This window comes from Romboutsia sp. 13368 (genome assembly GCF_018336475.1).
Lineage (GTDB): Bacteria > Bacillota > Clostridia > Peptostreptococcales > Peptostreptococcaceae > Romboutsia.
Genome location: NZ_CP048741.1, coordinates 973,511 through 973,949, shown reverse-complemented (window position 1 = coordinate 973,949; position 439 = coordinate 973,511). Strand labels below are relative to the sequence as shown.

General features: G+C 24.5%; 1 protein-coding gene. It reads right to left on the bottom strand.

The window, feature by feature from the left end:
* Positions 1–208: 208 nt before the first annotated feature.
* The coding region (locus G3997_RS03950; RefSeq protein ID WP_330616202.1) for a hypothetical protein at positions 209–439 on the bottom strand (231 nt) is incomplete at its 5' end.

The window sequence follows — 439 nt, the reverse complement described above, 5'->3', positions numbered from 1 at the left end:
TCCTAAGGATACGCCTTATTGTATTTCTAAAGCTTTAATAAATGCTGTAAAAGGAAATATAGATGATGCTCTATTATTTTGTGGAGCAGATACTTATAAAATAGATAAATTAAAAACTGTAAATGAAGTTATAAATGATTTAATTAGTGAATTATAAAAAAAAGAAGTATATAAGAAAAATCATAAATTCTTATATACTTCTTTTTATTTACTGAAGATTTCTATATTTTTTTTCAAAGAACCTAGTTGCTTTTTCTAGAGCATTAGTTAAAATTTCTAATTCATGYCYTTCAAAGTTTTTCATTATCTCATCAATCATTTCTTTATGGAAATCACTGTGARCTTTAAAAACTGCTTTACCCGTATCTGTTAAACTTACAAGAACAACCCTTCTATCTTCTTCTATTCTTTTTCTTTCTGCATATCCCTTTTTTATTAA